General features: G+C 46.1%; 17 protein-coding genes and 1 pseudogene. 8 read left to right on the top strand and 10 right to left on the bottom strand.

Annotation, left to right across the window (positions count from 1 at the left end):
* Positions 1-5 precede the first annotated feature (5 nt).
* From ACINK7_RS16700 to ACINK7_RS16690, 3 genes are all read left to right on the top strand, one after another.
* Positions 6-1,247, top strand: coding sequence for a site-specific integrase (locus ACINK7_RS16700; protein WP_404356985.1), 1,242 nt, complete (start codon positions 6-8; stop codon positions 1,245-1,247).
* 372 nt (positions 1,248-1,619) lie between these two features.
* Positions 1,620-2,204, top strand: a complete 585-nt coding sequence (locus tag ACINK7_RS16695; protein ID WP_404356984.1) for a tyrosine-type recombinase/integrase — start codon at positions 1,620-1,622, stop codon at positions 2,202-2,204.
* Complete coding sequence (locus ACINK7_RS16690) at positions 2,171-3,169, top strand: site-specific integrase (RefSeq protein WP_404356982.1); 999 nt, start codon at positions 2,171-2,173, stop codon at positions 3,167-3,169. Before ACINK7_RS16695 ends, ACINK7_RS16690 begins: the two co-directional genes overlap by 34 nt.
* 40 nt (positions 3,170-3,209) lie before the next feature.
* Here the strand turns inward: ACINK7_RS16690 and ACINK7_RS16685 are convergent, their stop codons facing one another.
* Positions 3,210-3,647, bottom strand: a complete 438-nt coding sequence (locus ACINK7_RS16685; RefSeq protein ID WP_404356980.1) for a hypothetical protein — start codon at positions 3,645-3,647, stop codon at positions 3,210-3,212.
* A 684-nt stretch (positions 3,648-4,331) separates the two neighbouring features.
* Between ACINK7_RS16685 and ACINK7_RS16680 the strand changes: the two genes are divergently transcribed.
* On the top strand, positions 4,332-4,775 hold the full coding sequence (locus ACINK7_RS16680; RefSeq protein ID WP_404356978.1) for a hypothetical protein: 444 nt from the start codon (positions 4,332-4,334) through the stop codon (positions 4,773-4,775).
* Between the two features lie 265 nt (positions 4,776-5,040).
* On the opposite strand, the gene ACINK7_RS16675 is transcribed toward ACINK7_RS16680, so the two are convergent.
* On the bottom strand, positions 5,041-5,469 hold the full coding sequence (locus ACINK7_RS16675; RefSeq protein WP_404356976.1) for a growth inhibitor PemK: 429 nt from the start codon (positions 5,467-5,469) through the stop codon (positions 5,041-5,043).
* Positions 5,450-5,734 (bottom strand): type II toxin-antitoxin system Phd/YefM family antitoxin, encoded by a 285-nt coding sequence (locus ACINK7_RS16670; RefSeq protein ID WP_404356974.1) that lies wholly within the window; start codon positions 5,732-5,734, stop codon positions 5,450-5,452. Before ACINK7_RS16670 ends, ACINK7_RS16675 begins: the two co-directional genes overlap by 20 nt.
* Before the next feature lie 100 nt (positions 5,735-5,834).
* On the opposite strand from ACINK7_RS16670, the gene ACINK7_RS16665 reads away from it, so the two are divergent.
* From ACINK7_RS16665 to ACINK7_RS16650, 4 genes are all read left to right on the top strand, one after another.
* Positions 5,835-6,065, top strand: coding sequence for a tyrosine-type recombinase/integrase (locus ACINK7_RS16665; RefSeq protein WP_404361469.1), 231 nt, complete (start codon positions 5,835-5,837; stop codon positions 6,063-6,065).
* 205 nt (positions 6,066-6,270) lie between these two features.
* Positions 6,271-6,582: a hypothetical protein gene (locus tag ACINK7_RS16660; RefSeq protein WP_404356973.1), complete on the top strand. Its 312-nt coding sequence runs from the start codon at positions 6,271-6,273 to the stop codon at positions 6,580-6,582.
* Between the two features lie 9 nt (positions 6,583-6,591).
* A complete protein-coding gene (locus tag ACINK7_RS16655) occupies positions 6,592-6,855 on the top strand; it encodes a hypothetical protein (RefSeq protein WP_404356972.1) in 264 nt (87 codons plus the stop codon).
* Entirely contained in the window at positions 6,855-7,064 is a 210-nt protein-coding gene (locus tag ACINK7_RS16650) for a DUF3820 family protein (RefSeq protein ID WP_404356971.1), read from the top strand. The genes ACINK7_RS16655 and ACINK7_RS16650 overlap by 1 nt, the downstream gene beginning before the upstream one ends.
* A gap of 91 nt (positions 7,065-7,155) precedes the next feature.
* Here the strand turns inward: ACINK7_RS16650 and ACINK7_RS16645 are convergent, their stop codons facing one another.
* The 7 genes and pseudogenes from ACINK7_RS16645 to ACINK7_RS16615 form a co-directional block, all read right to left on the bottom strand.
* The gene (locus ACINK7_RS16645; RefSeq protein WP_404356969.1) at positions 7,156-7,533 is read right to left on the bottom strand and encodes a YceK/YidQ family lipoprotein; all 378 of its coding nucleotides are present in this window, start codon (positions 7,531-7,533) and stop codon (positions 7,156-7,158) included.
* Between the two features lie 152 nt (positions 7,534-7,685).
* The gene (gene tnpC / locus ACINK7_RS16640) at positions 7,686-9,269 is read right to left on the bottom strand and encodes an IS66 family transposase (RefSeq protein WP_404356968.1); all 1,584 of its coding nucleotides are present in this window, start codon (positions 9,267-9,269) and stop codon (positions 7,686-7,688) included.
* 5 nt (positions 9,270-9,274) lie between these two features.
* Positions 9,275-10,615: an N-6 DNA methylase gene (locus ACINK7_RS16635; protein ID WP_404356967.1), complete on the bottom strand. Its 1,341-nt coding sequence runs from the start codon at positions 10,613-10,615 to the stop codon at positions 9,275-9,277.
* Between the two features lie 83 nt (positions 10,616-10,698).
* Positions 10,699-11,357: pseudogene (locus ACINK7_RS16630) on the bottom strand (SOS response-associated peptidase).
* A 407-nt stretch (positions 11,358-11,764) separates the two neighbouring features.
* Positions 11,765-13,465 carry a hypothetical protein gene (locus tag ACINK7_RS16625; protein WP_404356965.1) on the bottom strand — a complete coding sequence of 567 codons (1,701 nt, stop codon included), beginning with the start codon at positions 13,463-13,465 and terminating at the stop codon, positions 11,765-11,767.
* A 214-nt stretch (positions 13,466-13,679) separates the two neighbouring features.
* A complete protein-coding gene (locus tag ACINK7_RS16620; protein WP_404356963.1) occupies positions 13,680-13,820 on the bottom strand; it encodes a hypothetical protein in 141 nt (46 codons plus the stop codon).
* A 347-nt stretch (positions 13,821-14,167) separates the two neighbouring features.
* A complete protein-coding gene (locus ACINK7_RS16615) occupies positions 14,168-15,181 on the bottom strand; it encodes an inovirus-type Gp2 protein (RefSeq protein ID WP_404356962.1) in 1,014 nt (337 codons plus the stop codon).
* Positions 15,182-15,572: the final 391 nt, after the last annotated feature.

Here is a 15,572-nt window from a genome sequence, read left to right as displayed (position 1 = left end):
TCAAAATGAAAGAGATTATAGAAAATGATAGATTGTGGAACTTATTGCATGAGCCGGAAGGTCCGTTGGTGCCTTACCTTGATTCCTTCGCAACACGACTGGATGAACAGGGCTTCAAACGCCATTTGATCGGTCGGCAAATTCGTGCGGTGGCCTATTTCAGCAAATGGCTCCAGAAAAAAGCCATCACGATAAACTTTCTAAACGAAGCGCATGTCTCTAGTTTTTTTAAGGCGCATGCTTTAAAGAGCGCTGTGAAATCCGGGGAAAAGGCCGCTGTGAACCGGTTTATGGATTTCCTGTGCCAGTTGGAGGTGGTACGGAAATCAACCGCACCCGAGAAGTTGACGCCCATTCAACAAGCCGTAAAGACATACGCTCACTATTTGCGGGAAGAACGGGAGCTATCCGAAAAATCAATCATCAAATATAGCCCGGTTATCGAGCGATTTCTGTTCGAACGTTTTGGGAATGAGCCTTTGGATTTTGCTTCTATTTGTGCTCAGGATGTCATCGGATTTATCAAACGCGAGGCGTTACGGCAAAGTTCCTCCGTAGCGAAATCCGCAACAACTGCCTTACGATCGTTTCTGTGCTACCTCCGATATCGCGGTGCTATTTATTCCAATCTGGCTGCCGCCGTTCCAAAGGTGCCGAACTGGTCGATGAGCGGAATTCCCAGAGCAATCGCCCCCGAACATATTCAAGCCGTTTTGGCGCATTGCCCTCGCGATACCTCCATCGGGAAAAGAGATTATGCCATTCTGATGTTGTTGGTGCATTTAGGCCTGCGCGCAGGCGAAATTGTTTCGTTGACACTGGATAGCATCAATTGGGAATCGGGAAGCATCCGTGTGGTCGGCAAAGGCCATAAAATCGCGTCCTTGCCTCTGCCGTCCGAAGTTGGCGAAGCAATTGTCCAATACCTGCAGAACGGCCGGCCGGCAAGCCATGATCGAGCGCTATTCTTGCGGGATCATGCTCCCATCCGTGGGCTTGGGGGAGAAGCGACCATAGGCACGATTGTGAATACTGCACTCACGCGAGCCAAAATTGTAACGCTTCACCGCGGTGCTCATCAGTTCCGTCATGCATTGGCTGTCAAGTTGTTAAAACAAGGTGCAACCCTTAACGAAATCGGTAGCCTATTACGGCATCAGCACCCAAAAACAACCGGCATTTATGCGAAAGTTGATTTCACATCACTTCGTCCACTCAGTCTTCCTTGGCCGGGAGGTGCGGCATGAGTACTCTGCGAACATTATTGCAGGATTACCTGACCCTGCGACGTGCCTTGGGATACAAATTACGTAGTGACGGCGCCAGTCTGTCATCGTTTGTTTCCTTTATGGAACAACAGCAAGCCGACTTTATTTCCACAAACCATGCGCTCGCTTGGGCAACCCAGCCAAAATCGGCGCATAAAGGCCGATGGTCAGCCCGTTTGTGCTATGTTCGCTTTTGCAAGCTATTGTCGCGCGTTCGATCCCCGTACAGAAATTCCGCCCACAGGATTATTACCCATCCAGTATCAACGGCCTACACCGTTCTTCTTCTCGGATGACCATATTCATCAACTGTTGCAAGCTTCCTTACAAATTTGTCCAAGCCGCCCTTTTGTGGGTAAAACCTACTATTGCCTGTTTGGCCTGTTAAGCGTGTCCGGTCTGCGCATTAGCGAAGCTCTGGGACTTACCTTGGATAATGTCGATCTGGAAGAGGGTATTCTGTCCATTGACTCGACCAAGTTTGGTAAGTCTCGCCTAATCCCCCTGCATTCCAGCACGGTGGAAGTCCTGGCCGATTATCGTCTATGCCGAGAACAGTTTGTAGCCGGACAGCAAATTTCCTATTGGTTTGTCAATTGCAAAGGTAAACGCTTGGGTTACGATACTGTCAGGGATACATTTAATAGCTTGTTGGAAAGGATTAAATTGTGCGGTCTTCTTAGAAACCGTAAACCCCATCTGCATGATTTTCGTCACCGATTTGCAGTGGTCACTCTATTGCAGTGGTATCACGCCAACGAAAATATAGAGCGGAAACTTCCTATTCTGTCGACTTACCTCGGTCACGTTGAGATCAGAGACACCTATTGGTACCTCTCGGCATTTCCGGAATTGATGGCGATAGCCGCCGCCCGATTAGATCAACGTTGGGAGCAGGTATCATGGCAACCAGCACCCATTTCCCGACTTTGCTAACACGCTTTTTTACTCAGAGGTTGACTCAACAGCAGCACGTAAGCCCGCATACGATAAGTTCCTATCGAGACACTTTTCGTCTCTTGTTACAATTTTCTAAAACTCGACTTGGCAAAGAACCCTCCAATTTAACCTGGGAAGATATTGATGCACCATTGATCTGCGATTTTCTAGACGATCTTCAGAAAAGCCGAGGTATTTCAGCTCGCAGTCGCAATCTTCGTCTCACGGCCATCCGCTCTTTTTTTCGGTTTGCTGCGTTCGAGTTGCCCGCCCAGTCAGAACCAATCCAGCGCATCTTGGCCATTCCAAGTAAGTGCTATACCCATCGGCAGATTAATTTTCTAAATCGAGCAGAAATCGATGCCTTGCTGGCCTCTCCTGATGGCAACACATGGTCTGGCTGTCGTGATCGCGCTTGGTTACTGCTGGCAATGCAAACCGGGTTGCGTTTGTCGGAATTGACCGGTCTGACTCGCCAAGATGTTCATCTGGATGCGGGGGCGTATGTTCATGTCATCGGCAAAGGCCGAAAAGAACGTTGCACGCCATTGACCAAACAGACGACAGCGGTATTGCGAGCTTGGTTGACAAGGCTGCCTCCCGGCGATGGGCAGTTGGTGTTTCCTAATCGGAACGGCAGTCGATTAAGCAATGATGGTGTCGAATACTTACTCAAAAAGCATGTGGAAACCGCCAGCAGCCTATGTCCGTCACTCAAAAGCAAGCAAATATCGCCTCATGTACTGAGGCATACGGCGGCCATGGAGCTTCTACAAGCGGGTGTCGACACCACAGTGATCGCACTTTGGCTTGGTCATGAATCGGTTGAAACGACACAGATTTATTTGGAAGCTGATTTAGCCATGAAAGAGAAAATCCTTGCTAAGGTTGCACCACATGAGGGAAGTGTCGACGTTTACCAGCCTGACGATACGTTACTTGCATTTCTCAAGTCGCTTTAAGAAAACGAATAATGCCGAGTGTTTTAAGGCATGGAATGCGTCATAGCTTTCTATTCAAGGCATGAGCGCAGAGGTGTTTTACTCCTCGGCATAATCCCCAATCGACTTGGGCTTGTTCACCGGGTAAGGTTTTTAAGCGCAAATAGGCTTCCGGCTGTCGGCGCGGGCGCAGTTGACTGATGCGCTGGCGAAACTGGCTGGGGCCGCCGGGATAACCCCGTTGTTTCACCATCTCATACAACCTGGCGGCCGTCAGGGTCGGAAACTGCGCCAAGGTCTCCCGGATAAACGGCAAATACGGATCGATGATCGATGCCCGCGGCGAGCGTTCAACCTTCGGGAAGCCTGCTTGCGATAACACGCGGTCAACAACGGAATGATGGATGCCCAACTGTGAGGCAATCGTGCCGACTCGCCACTGTTCCACAAAATGATAACGCAGTATTTTCGCTTCAATGTCTTTATTGATGGTCATCATCCCCCCTCACCAGCATATCGATTCCGGAATAACGGTAAATTCCGACCGGCATGGACAAAATCCCGGCGTAAAAATGGCCCGCAAACGGCACCGCAATGGTGACAACGCAAATCACCGTCCATGAGATCGATGGACTCGGTTTGTTTGAGCCCAGTGCGCTTACGTTTCAGTACATCATGAGCGGTCACCGGTAAGGAACCCTGATGCGTTACTTTTTGTTTCTGTCGTTCTCGAAACCGTTGTTGACGGTCGGCATTATGAAAGCGACCTGAGCGTGTAGACTGATATTTTTTCCCGGCACGCCTGCGAGACTCTAAACGAGCGGACACGGCGCATTCGCGGCTGCAATAACGCTGGCCGCGATCACAACCTGAGCAGATGATGACCTGTGCATGACAACGGTGACAATGATAAAGGCGGGCGGTGCGGCACATCGACAAAGAGGCCGATGAGGGCTGGATTTATTCCTCAGATGTGTCACACTGAGGATCGTGCTTCGGCACGGTTTTGGGGGTATGGCGTCAGCGTTGACCGTCAAATCTTGGTGGCGTCATACCTTCTCTCAACGACACCGCTCTTTATACCGCTGACCGTGATGTTTTGCTTGATTAGTGATGAATCGAGTTCGTAAAAAAAACCTCCATCACGATTTTTCAGCAGGCTATTTGAGGCAGGGGGGAGATCGTGCGGGGATTTTACTATTCGGCAAATAACTGCGGGTTTGGGCTGGTTTTTACAACAAATAATCCAAAAGATAAATTCGCACGATTAAGAGCAATTGCCAACGGTGACGGGAATGGAGGCTCGGACGATAATGTCAAGCACTGGAACTTTGAACGAGATGGCGATATTTTGGGCACTATTAATAGCGTCCATAGCTTTGAGCACCCTGTGTACGGCGAGCAACATACAGTGACCGTGAAACTCGCTGATACAGGTGAACTCGCTTCGGCTTTTTTAAGTGGTTGGTTACAAGAAGGCATGAAACGAAAACAGGCTGAAGTGGGCGACGCAATCCTGATTAAGTTTTTTGGTAAGCAACCCGGTGAACGCTTTAATCGCTATCAACTGGAGATCGAGAAAGCCAATCCTGGCTACCCATCTGAATTCGACTCGATGAAATTTTAAACACAAGTAACGTACTGGTTTAGGCCAGTACGTTACATTTATTGTCTGATCTCGTTCTGATGCTTGGGTTTGTATATTTGCCAAAAGATCATTTAATCGATCCTGTTTCAAACATTCCAAACAGGTGTTCAGAATCAAATATTGCGTAAGCACTCGCCAGATTCAACCGTAAACGGCACCAAGTCAGTTAGATTTATCGGCAGTCAGCAAATCCATGAAAGTCCGCATTTGATACAACTCGTCATTTCTTTATTGGGATACCGCTCTAATCCCGAGGTGTAACGCTTTTTGCCTTTTGGCGCAACTCTAAAATTTTGCTGACAATTTGTGTATAAAATAGTGGAGGTAAAACACCATAGTCAACTTTGTTATCCATAGCTGCTATCGGGCGTAAATCATAGCCGGGCCATAGGAATTCATTAAAATCATTCAAAATGATCCATGACCGTTCGGAATCCAATCCCAGATGATTTTTCACCTTTATTGGTATTTCAATAGCAGCATCTGGATTTGAGGGAGGTGTATGGGTAATAGGGGCAACAGTGACTTTTTTGCCGCCTTCTTCATTCTGCACAACCAATATAATTGCGCAGGGTCTGTTTTTCAGTCCTTCAAGCTTCCCTTGCTTATACTCATTGCTCCATAGGTAAGCGTAAGAAATAACAAGTCCAGCCTCAGGAGTTGGGAGCGCCATCACTATCCATCAACTCGTTCAAATGATCGTGCGACGAGCTCATCACCGAAGTTGCCAGCGAGTTGATAGTGTCTGCAGGCAAATCACTGATGCTATAAGCTTTCCGAGCATTCGCTTTTAGCTGCAAGTATTCTTTGTATTCTTCTTCAGATACAAAAAAGCCACTGGTTCTACCGTGACTGGTTACAGCAATTGCTTCACGCTGAACGCGTTCGCGATACTGTCCGAAGTGTTTGACAAAGTCGGTAGCAGAAACCTCTAGCATAAACCCTCCTATTTACGTAATTTGCACATTTTACGTGAATTACTGATTTTTGCAAAGCGTCGCCTGATTGAAGCAAGAGTCATGATTTAATAGTAACCCGATTAGTCGCGTCTCAGTCAGTCATGTTTTCAAGGAAGCTGGCGATATGCTCGGACTGACGATCAACACGCACAGCATGCGTAAGAGTCGCGGCATGGCCATGTACAAAGACGGCGTCCCTGTAGAAAAGATTGCAAAAGTGCTGAATCACAGCAACATTAGGTCTACGCTGCGTTATCTCGGTATCACGAAGGAAGAAATGTTGCAGACTTATGATGACTATGAGCTGTAGTCGGTAAAAAAATAGTTGATCTTTTTACTCCGTAATAGGAACTTCATCTGAAGATCAAAGTCTTATTTTCGGAGATAGTAAAATTAAAATTTCGGTGTATCTGTACCGTTAACAAACAGTTGCACCGACATTTTTTTGCTTCATATTTTTATTTATTCCGTCAATCTGACAGTGCTTTTTTATAGTTTAGCTTTTGGTGAGCTGCATGTTCAAAGTCTACAAGCGATCCATTCATCTTGGTACTACATTGCACCCGCAGCAGATTGAATATCAAGTTGAAGTCAATGATCGTTCAAAGATTTCCAAGTTCTTAGCGATTCCAGTCATGATTGCCGGAGCTGTCGTAGGCACACTGGTTTTTTCCGTATTTTTTGTGGCGCTGTTAATTCCGTTTGGCTTTATAGCATATAGAGCATGGCGACTGATCAGAACCGCACAACAGCAATCTGTCAGTCAAAATAAAGGTGAAAGCCTTGCTGCTGAATACACTGTGATTTCGGATAAAGACCAGAAGTAGACACAATCTATGTCTGAAGCCTTAGCCATCACCCAACTACTGGAAACCAGCAATCAGCTCAGTGCTTTTTGCACACAAAATGGCTGGATCATCAGCGATTCGATTGCCTATGAAATCCTCGAACGGCATTCCGTCCATTTGCTGATTTATGTGACGTTTCTCGAAAGCATCATGGAGGGTTCCGGTTGCCAATGTGACCAGAAATCTTGTTACGGGCGCTTGCGTTTGAACATGGATGCTGAGGGCCACTTTATCGGTGTAGAGCTGGCTTGATGAATCCTGAAGATTTAAAAACGCTAGTTACGTTGGCCATGCCTTTTGGCAAGTACAAAGGGCAAATTATTGCCGATTTGCCTGGACACTACCTCAATTGGTTTGCACGCGAAGGTTTTCCCAATGGTGAACTGGGCCGGTTATTGGCGCTGATGCAGGAGATTGACCACAATGGGTTGAAGTCAATACTTGACCCACTGAGAAAATAACTACGAATCAAAGGCCAACATGATTTTTACCGTAATGGCGTACTCTGAAGATTTTTAGGCTTACGACGATCACGAGTTTTAGAAACTGCCATCAGTGAAAAATTTCCGCACTGATCGCTAACGGCAAAAACACAGAATCCATAGCAAAGCTGAAAGGCAAATCAACGAGCGGATAGCTTGGTGGTTCAGCCTTGGATTTTCGGATTGTCACATTGTCATTTTGTAATGCTGCCCAATCTAATCGGGTTCCGCTGTATATGAAATCGCGCTCATACAAGGGAACCTCAGCGTTTAAGCTTTTGAAAGTTGCGCAACCTAATAGTCCGATGATGCAAACTACTACGTATAGGGCGTTCTTAAATGTTATCACCGCTGTCCTGTAGCAACGAATAAGCACTGGATGGGTTATGTTTCTGACGGCGTAGCTGTTGAGAAAATTTCTAAGTCGTGAATGACAGTAACACGACATCAGCGCTGCTAAATCTAGGCATTACGAAGAAAGAAGGGTTGCAAACTTACGCCGATTACAAGTTTTGATGTTAAATCATTAAAAGTATTGAACTGTCGTTTATTGATTAATTTGCAATTTAGATAACGTTGACATCAGCGCCACTTTCGTAATTATTCAGACCCCCGGGCCACTGGAGGCAATTTTGGAATTGGCCACCCGGTCCGCTGATGATCAATGACGAGAGCCAAATAAAGCCAAGGGGATTGCTGTCTTTTACGACAGGTTTCGATCACGCTGATTAAAATGGCGAATACCCGCGAGCCTTGTTCGGTGCGAGTGCCATAGCTGATGCGTCTCAAAATCACCCAGTGCCGCAGTGCCCGCTCGGCTTCGTTGTTGGTCAACGGCAAATGATAGGACGCAACGACCTGAAAGATCGCATCCCAATCATTGAGCATTTCACCGGCCAGCTCACGCGTCTTTTTATGCGTTGCTTCGCGCAGGCTTTCGCATAGCGCTCGATAGAGCGCCAGTGATTCTTGAAAGGTTTCCGTCAACGGTTTGTCGGGTGGGTCGACACGGGCCTCCCGAATCGCGTTCATCAGCGTATTCAGCAATGTCAGTGTTTGCTTGCCGAACTGACGTGCTACGGGGTCGAAGCTCTCTTCCAGCCCTTGGGCTTTGCGCAGCAGATGCGCCCAGCAGCGCGCACGATTCGGGTATCTGCGATAGACTTGGCAGCCATCGCTCATGAGCCAGCCCAAGTAATCCGCGCCCAAGAGGTTCTCGATCAATTCGGCGCTGCGGTAGGCAATCCAGTAGGCGGTCACGCTATCGGTGCTGAACACCCACAGCCATAAGAAGGTCGTCAGTTCCATCCAGGACGTTTCATCGACATGCAGTAATTGACTATTGACCACCGCCTCAATGAGTTCGTCTTCGATCGGCATCGCCGCCGCGCCGCTTTCATGCAGGGTGTTGTTGATGGTGCCGACACTGAGACTTAACCCTAACCAATCCTGCAAGAATTCGCGGATGCGTTCTCGGGATAGCCGCATGCGATAGGCCAGACACACAATCAAGGCGGCCAAACCCGGGCCGACCAGGCGCCATTCGCTGCACACGACGTTCGGCAAACTGCCGTGGGGCACGTGACGATACGGTTCGTCTCGCGTCACATGGCCGCAGTGACACGTTGCTTCATAATAGGTATGCCGCGTCGCGATCAATCTCAAGCCCGGATCGTTCGCGTCAGCCCAGGTGAGGTCAACGGTATCAAAAGCGGTATACGCTTTTTGCTGACTTGCCGTGAACACAGTACCGTAACACGCGCAAAGCTCGGGACGATGGTCTTGATAGTCGGTCACCGGCAGGACTTGCTGTCTACCGAAGCCTTGCGCACCGGGTTGCTTACCGGGTTTACGCACATCATCGGAAGCTTGAGACGCGTCGGTTTGAGACTCTTGTTTGGATTTTTTAGCGGGTGGCGCGGGAGAGGTATTATCTGCCTCCTGGTCCGGCGTGTCTTCACCAGCGTCTATAGCATCGGTGTCACTGGCTGTATCGTTCGCTTTATCCCACGGTGCTTCACTACTGGATGGCCGGGAGCTATTGCGCGAGTTTTGCTTCAAGCGCTCGCGTGCTTCCTTGAGATCGTTGAGCAAGCGAATCGAAAGGCGACGCAAATCCTCTTCTGGCAAGTCCAGAAGCTTGTCTTCATCCAGTTGGTTTAGGTCATGATCGCTCAGTTGCATGGTGCTCAGGTTACGTCTTGGTGGCTTAAAAATACAGTTTTTGAGTGACTGATTGGATGATTTTTGTAGTGAGGGTCTGAATAGTTACGATGCGATAGTTCACGCGTGCGACGGTTGATCAAATGACCCAAGTTACGCGCATCAATAAACAGAATTTCGTTTTTACGTGGATGTCCATTGTTACGACCATGGTTCATAAACCATAACGCGGCTGGAATTTGCGTATTCAAAAACAGCTTAGCCGGAAGATTAACAATGCAATCCATCAAGTTGCCGTCAGTGACCAGATTTTTACGAATCTCGCCTTCGCCACTGGTCTTACTGGTCAATGCGCCTTTTGCCAGAACCACACCCGCTTTGCCGGTCGGTGACAAGTGATAAATAAAATGTTGTAGCCAAGCAAAGTTGGCGTTACCGGCTGGTGGCGTACCGTATTGCCAACGGCCATCAGTACGCAACAATTCACCGCTCCAATCGCTGACGTTGAACGGTGGATTGGCAATAATGAAATCCGCTTTTAAATCTTTGTGCGCATCATTGAGAAACGAGCCTTCGTTATTCCATTTAACTTGCGAACTGTCTATACCGCGAATCGCCAGATTCATTTTGGCCAGCCGCCAAGTGGTTTGGTTGCTTTCTTGTCCGTAGATGGAAATATCGTTGATACGGCCTTGATGTTCTTCAACGAATTTTTCCGATTGCACGAACATACCGCCGGAACCGCAGCAAGGATCAAACACCCGGCCTTTATAGGGTTCCAGCATGGCAACCAATAATTCAACGATGCTGCGCGGTGTATAGAATTGACCGCCTTGCTTGCCTTCCGCCAGTGCAAACTCACCGAGAAAGTATTCAAATACATGACCTAACACATCCGCGCTACGCGCTTTGGCATCACCTAACGCAATGTTACCGACCAAATCTATCAAACCGCCTAAGCTGGTGGGATCAAGATTTTGTCTGGCAAAGACTTTGGGTAGCACGCCTTTTAACGAGGTATTTTCCTTTTCAATCGCATCCATAGCACCGTCAACAAAGCTGCCAATTTCCGGTTGTTTGGCTTTGGCTAACAAGAACGACCAGCGTGCTTCAGCAGGCACAAAGAAAATGTTCTCTGCTTGGTACTCGTCTTTATCTTCTGGATCAGCACCGGCGTATTCGCCTTCACCTGCTTGGAGTTTGGCAAAATGTTCTTCAAACGCATCGGAAATGTATTTGAGAAAAATCAGCCCAAGCACGACGTGCTTATATTCAGCAGCATCTATGTTTTTGCGAAGCTTGTCAGCAGCTTTCCAGAGTTGGGTTTCCAGCGGTTCTTCTTTGACGACTTTTGGCGCTTTTGCCATGTGGGTTCCTTATTGTTTATAACGCTTGCTGCCTGCAAGTTATGTTGGTTCAGTTGATTCAATCAGTAGCGATAATGGCCTTTTTATATGGCTAACACGCAGCGCTGATGATCATGACGCGGATTGTTGATGTAATCGCTAATCGCAGTGGTCGTCATATCAGTGTAAGCGGAATTTTCCAGTAGCGGAAACACTTCATCATTAGTCGCAGATTTATTCAACCAGTCTCTGTAGTGGTCTTTTAGCATAACAACCGGCATACGTTCGTGAATCGGTTGCATCAGTGTTGTTGCTGCGGTGGTGATAATAGTACAGGAGTACAGCGTTTTTGTGTCGTGCTCCCAATATTCCCATAATCCAGCAAATGCGAATAGACCATGATCTTGCCGGTGAATGTGGAAAGCTTGCTTACCGCTTTCCAGCTTTTGCCATTCGTAAAAACCGCTTGCTACAATCAAGCAGCGACGTTTATGGAACGCCGCGCGAAAGGATGGTTTTTCTCTGATCGTTTCAGCACGGGCGTTGATCAGGTGATGACTGTTTTTATCGTCTTTTGACCACGAAGGCACCAGCCCCAAAACAGATTGACCGCTTTTAGTGACTTATCATTTAGCCCAACGATACACAGAATTTTTTGCGCAGGACAAATGTTGTAGCTCGCTTCAAAACGCGGCAAGCGCGGTAACTGAAAATGTTCCGCTATGCTTTCCGGTGTTGCGATGAGGTTGTAGCGTCCGCACATTTATTACTAGCAATATGACTAAAGAAGAGGTTTGCCAGTTCGTGTTATTTGATCAAACGAATACATGTGTTCCCTTGGAGATTCACTCCACCTGCCAATTAATCGAAAAGGAAATTGTAGCCCACCGTTTTGAATCTCTATACGATTTTCACATATTGGACATTGCCACATAATGCCCCTTGTCTTCCAATCAATGCATAGTTGCCATTGTGGGTAAAACTCTTGGTAAACCCTCTTAAACCATTACTGCCAAAGCAGGGATATATTCCTGAGTCATCAATATTCTTTGCAGCTATACCCAATCCACTTTTTAAATTGCAAAGTTCGCATTCGAGCATTGCCTCTTATTCAATCTGCTATTGTAAACAACCCTTGATCAGCAGATATACGCGCAAGCAATAAATGAACTAAGGTTTTGATTCATAGTCTCTGACCCAGGCAAATCGCCACGAGTCTTTTGCCAATAAGTGATTGATGATCTGTTGACGCTCTTTGCCCTTTTTCTTCTGCAGAATACGTTTGATCTCAGATTCTTGATCCTTGGTTTTAGCGCCCCGTTGAATGGCTTTTTCAAACCATTGATCGCCTTCATCAAAGCGCCCGGTGTCGTAACAAAGTGCTCCCATCAGCGTATACGGGTTATGGCTACTGGAAAAATGACTGATCGCTTCCAAGGCACAGTGTTCGGCATCCGTCAGTCGATCAAGATCGCGCAATGCGCCGCCGCGAGTCGTGAATAACGCAGACCGTAATTTCGCTTCTTTTAGCAAGCGCAGTTGTTGCAGGTTATTGGTCAACTTTAAGGCAGAGAGCGGTTTGTTGGCTTTACGCCAATGGGCGCTGGCATTGACTAGATTCCAGTGGCCTTTGGTACGCTTAAATCCCTCTTCGGAATGTAGTGCCTCAAGATGATGATGGGTAACAAATATCGCCGTGTCAGGATAAAACAGCTTTTCCCCCTCTAGCCAAATCAGGTCATCATCCGATAAACGCTGATTTTCAATGAGTTTGACGAGTATTGAATAGAGTTGGCTTTCAATGCCATCGATGCGTCGCGTGACGTTAAAATCAATTTTCAATGCCAGAAAAATGATGTCTTCGAAGTTGTGTTCTTTACACCACACGATATCATCGTCGGTTAAGCCATGGCCTTGTCTGACTTTGTCGGTCAACGCATCCGCTTTACGTTTATAGATAAACTTAAGCGTCTCTAACAATTTTCGCTTCTTGAGATAATTGACGTCAGGCTCTGTGAGCGGTTTTTCGTCACGGATTTTTCGCAGCACCCTAAATAGATGTTGACCTGGATCATCCGATGTAAATGCCGACGCACGGAACTGCTTCTTCAGAGCAATAAATTCAAGTGACTGAACGGAGGCCAAGGCTGCCAGGCATTGATGCTGGATTAAAAATTGTTGTTCGGTTTCCGTGGGCAGTGAGCCCTCATTCAGTTTTTGCAGGATCGAACACATCTGAATAAGACCATCGACTGCCAATGTAGTCGCATTACATTGATACTGACTGAATAATGACCTGGCTTGCGGTTCTATGAAATGAAATACTGAAAACACTCTGTTCTGTAAAAGCCATTCAAAGTCGCTTGCAGATAAGGCTTGCTTGAACGTAACTTTTGATAACCGGTGAACGGAATTTTGATCGAAGGGAATGTCTTCGGTGATAGCGAATTTTTCTTTGAGTTTGCTGAATGATAAGAAATGCTTATACGTCTTATCGATCAAGGCTAATTCGTTTTCTGCCAACTCCTCTCGGTTATGAACTTTAAAAAATGCCAAAGCCCGATCGGATTCCGGCAATGGAACCGTCAACACATGCGACCGAACAAATCGATTGTGACGCAGTGAGGCCAAATCATTTCTAACAGTTTCAGCAATTACGGCTCGGTAATCCTCGATTATCTTCCGGTTTTCTTCTTGGGTCTTAATAAGCGAAATTGCATCGTTAAGGCGCTGAGATTCCAGCCAGCCCCATTCATTAGTAGTCAGATTTTTCACCAGCTCGGCTTTACGAAGAATAAAGTACAGCGTACCAAGCGGATCTCTGGGTAATTCAACTGGAATTCGGTATTTCTCGAAAATGCTGTCGATCATGTCTTGTCCATAAAAGGATTAACTTCTAAATCATGTCGATAACAGGATAGTACAAGGAGTCAATTACGGACGAGAAGTACCCTATTAATTCTGATGTCATCAATCATCAAACCGAAAAATGCCGTTGAATCGCAATCTATACTGTGTGCGAATTAGCATTAGAAATGATCGTTTTAAATGCTTCGCTTTTTGTTTCTTCTCTTATTTGAGAAATTCAAGCATGCATTTGGTTCATTAACCCCAGCATGATTGGATAATCACTATTGATTTGATACTGATCATGTTGTTTTTTAAATGCAGCATGTTGTTCAACGCTTTCCATACTATTAGGGTTTTTAACGCTTTGAAAGAACATGTTGTTCTTGGTATTGAATCATGTAGCGGAAACTGAATCGGTAATGGATACAAATAGCCTCTTAGGGCATCATAGATCGCGTGTGTTAACGACAAAGAGTTACTTAACACAAACCTTACCTTGATCGATAACGGCGTATAGAGGGTATTATTGTTGGTCAATGTCCGATCTTTAAGTCAATCTGTTTGAGTAACTGTTCTTCTATCCTTTCAAATCAATTGTCCAACAGTAACCCTATCTCTGCAATCATGACAAACAATCACTGTTTCCATTGATTAAGAAGAAGTACCGTTGACACGCCCATATGGTAAGCAAATGCCAACGGTACCGATGAACAAATCAGCGTATTACGCTGCTCTCGGTCTACCAACAGTACTGGTTCTTGGGGGTAGTATCTCACCACGACCAAAGGTGTCTGCGCTATCCGGTGTCAGCCCACGAACGTAGTGATCGACTTTAATCAAGTAAGCAGCGGCTTGTTTCAGGTAGTTAATCTTTTCAACATCACTGTAATTGATCTCACCAATACCACACTGATGATACTGGTTTTTATATGCATTGCAGTTCCAATAGGAACCACGCCCATTGGTAATAACGGATTTCCAGTACTCACCGATCTTCTGTGCATGGATCACGTCGTTTTTGATCTTTGAACTATCAAAGAATAAGACCAAATGATAGTGAAAACCGCGCTCAGGTCCATACTCTAACGACCAAATATGACCCACCATCGTATTGAACATGCTGTTCATCTTGGCGTTGTTTTGTAGATGTTGATAGTCTTTTTTCACTTGCCTGTATTTAAGTTCTATGTCCTCTGGACAGAGGATGGGACTGTCCTCATGTAAGTCAAGACGAATGACGATTAAACGGGCATAATGCTCGAATAACGAATCGATATAGCGAATCATGCCAGCATGGTTTTTCTTGGCAGAACAATGTGCTTTGTTAACGAATTGTTCGAACTCCATGGTACCGGTGCTTTCCACTACCTGTTTTACGAATGTTTTCATCCGTATGATGAGGTTTAACATCGCTTTATAGTCGACTCCGACCTGATAGAGATTATTTTCTTTTCTTATTGCTCGATGCTGTTCGATGGCAAATATCAGATTACAATCGAGTGCATTGCTGACAAAAACATTTACATAAGGATGGATACCGTAGATCGGAAACCCTTCCTTGACTTCATATAGACATTGCTCAACCGCATCCATGATCTGGATCGCTAGCGCGGTTGGTTTTGCGAGTTTCCAACCGTGACCGCGATCTATGACCGTGTAGAGTGGGTCGTGGTGTTGATTGATGATCTTCTGAGTCAGTTGACCTATGTGGAAGAGATGATTGCTTAAATTGTTCATAGTAAAACCTCTTGAATGAAATGGATTTAGTTATGAACCTGCACTGCCTTGTTTATTGTTTTTGATGGATTGCTCAAAACAATCCATCGTTAAAAACAACAGTAATAGTATGAAGGAAACACTTTGTCAGAGGAGCTAGAGATGAGTATTGCTTACCGCTCAGGCTTGATGCATAGAAGTCTAACGCCTATCAAACATCGGTTATGCTTTTATTGCTAAGCGGTTATTAATTGAGCTGTTGGTCTACCAAGCTGTTAATAGTTATTAATAACGGCCTGGCTGGTAATGCTTCTATTGGTAGCAATACTGCTGAACTGGTATTGGTAGCAATGAGTTTTAATTAATAAAATATTAATGCAAAATTAACAGCGATCAGAAATCCCTAGTATTC

It is taken from the genome of Methylotuvimicrobium sp. KM1 (assembly GCF_044788715.1).
Lineage (GTDB): Bacteria > Pseudomonadota > Gammaproteobacteria > Methylococcales > Methylomonadaceae > Methylotuvimicrobium.
This window is presented reverse-complemented; position numbering and strand designations above follow the sequence as displayed.